The sequence below is a fragment of the Pseudomonadota bacterium genome (assembly GCA_011049115.1).
In the GTDB taxonomy this organism is placed as follows: domain Bacteria; phylum Desulfobacterota; class Anaeroferrophillalia; order Anaeroferrophillales; family Tharpellaceae; genus DSCM01.
Genome location: DSCM01000135.1, coordinates 1 through 1571, shown reverse-complemented (window position 1 = coordinate 1571; position 1571 = coordinate 1). Strand labels below are relative to the sequence as shown.

At 49.5% G+C, this 1571-nt stretch carries 3 protein-coding genes; 1 reads left to right on the top strand and 2 read right to left on the bottom strand.

The features are described from left to right. The first annotated feature begins 98 nt into the window (after positions 1–98). A complete protein-coding gene (locus ENN66_11835) occupies positions 99–578 on the top strand; it encodes a hypothetical protein (protein ID HDS17273.1) in 480 nt (159 codons plus the stop codon). 42 nt (positions 579–620) lie between these two features. On the opposite strand, the gene ENN66_11830 is transcribed toward ENN66_11835, so the two are convergent. Together ENN66_11830 and ENN66_11825 are read right to left on the bottom strand one after the other, a co-directional pair. Next, the gene (locus ENN66_11830) at positions 621–896 is read right to left on the bottom strand and encodes a type II toxin-antitoxin system RelE/ParE family toxin (GenBank protein ID HDS17272.1); all 276 of its coding nucleotides are present in this window, start codon (positions 894–896) and stop codon (positions 621–623) included. Further along, positions 893–1159: a type II toxin-antitoxin system Phd/YefM family antitoxin gene (locus ENN66_11825; protein HDS17271.1), complete on the bottom strand. Its 267-nt coding sequence runs from the start codon at positions 1157–1159 to the stop codon at positions 893–895. The genes ENN66_11830 and ENN66_11825 overlap by 4 nt, the downstream gene beginning before the upstream one ends. Positions 1160–1571: the final 412 nt, after the last annotated feature.

Genomic DNA, 1571 nt, shown 5'->3' with positions numbered 1-1571 from the left:
TCGGCCGGAGCAAGAATACCTTGCACCGTAAGTCACATTACGCCACCGTCCAGACATTTCACCGGGGCCGGAATCACGGAAATTGAAGGCGGCGTTTTTTGCTTTATCGATGGAAACAACACTTCTACACTGGAGGACTACGAGGCCCTGCTGCCGTGGAATGTTACTCCGGAGCAATTGAATGCGCCGGACAACCTGGGTGTGGTTGCTTAGGCGCTTACAGCGAAACCTTATTGGGTTTGTCCGGGCATTATGGCCCGTTGGTGATTCTGGGCGTGCTGTTTGTGTTTACGTCTTCGTTCAGCCTGATGGTGTCCAATACCGCCACCGCCGTGCTGGTCGCGCCGGTGGCTTTGCAAACCGCGATGACGATGGATTTGAGTCCTTATCCGTTTTTAATGACAGTAGCCATCGCCGCGAGCACCGCATTCGCCACGCCCGTGGCCTCGCCGGTGAATACATTGGTGTTGAGTCCGGGCGGTTATCGTTTTGGCGACTTCGTTCGCGTTGGATTGCCGTTGCAGTTTCTGTTGCTGATCGCGACGTTGATCGTTGTGCCGTGGATGTTTCCGTTGTAACTGACCGAGAAAAAATCTGTGAAATCTGCGTAATCTGCTGACCTACAAAAGATGACTGCCAAGGGTTTCGTATATATCCCGTCGATGGCCGATGGCCCATACAATAATGATCTTTTCTTCAGGATCAGCCTGATACACAATTCGATACCTTAAAAACCTGTACGACCAGAAGCCGCTTAATTCGCGTTGGAGTTCTTTGCCGAGGTACGGATTTTCGGCAAGCTCCCGTAAAGCCTCTCTGGCGGCTTTTTTTACTTCAGGGTTGAGCTTCCTGGCCTGAGAGTCGGCATAGGACGTAATCCTTACCTGATATTTCATTCAAACGCCTTCTCAATATCAATCAGGCGGCCTGCCTTCACATCTTTGGCGGAGCCCTTGATCTGTCTCATCATTTGAGGATCGGCCAGGATATCGATAGTCTCCAACAATCCTTCAAATTTTTTCATGGACAGCAGAACAGCCTCCGGTACCCCGTTTTTGGTAATAGCTATGGTGTCGTCCGTGTCGTGCAACTGACGCACCATGTCCAGGAGTTTTGCCTTTGCCTTGGTGATCGGCACGAAGGACTCAATTGTCTGCATATTGGCACTCCAGTTGAATTATGTTTTGTAGTTACAATAATGACCACTGCGGAAAAACGCAAGAAAAATAGCCACAATAATGACCACGAAAAAATCAGGCACAGGCCCCATTTTTTGATACGAAAAAAAATCTGCGTAATCTGCGTAATCTGCGGATTTCTCCCCTACGGCCGAAGGAACAGAAGTGATCCCGGGTAATTCCATCTCTGACCGGAGTGATTCAGTAACCGGTTTCCCTGTTGCCAAATCAAACAGAGATAAGTGAGGCTCCTCCAGCAGAGCTGGAGGTCTCAGGTTGCCCCCTCAAAGGGGGCTATTAACATTGGGAAAGCCCCCTTGGGGCTCTTAATCATACAAGTTTAACTGGTCCTTTTCATGTTTCTCTTGTTCACGGATATACTTTCGTATGGTT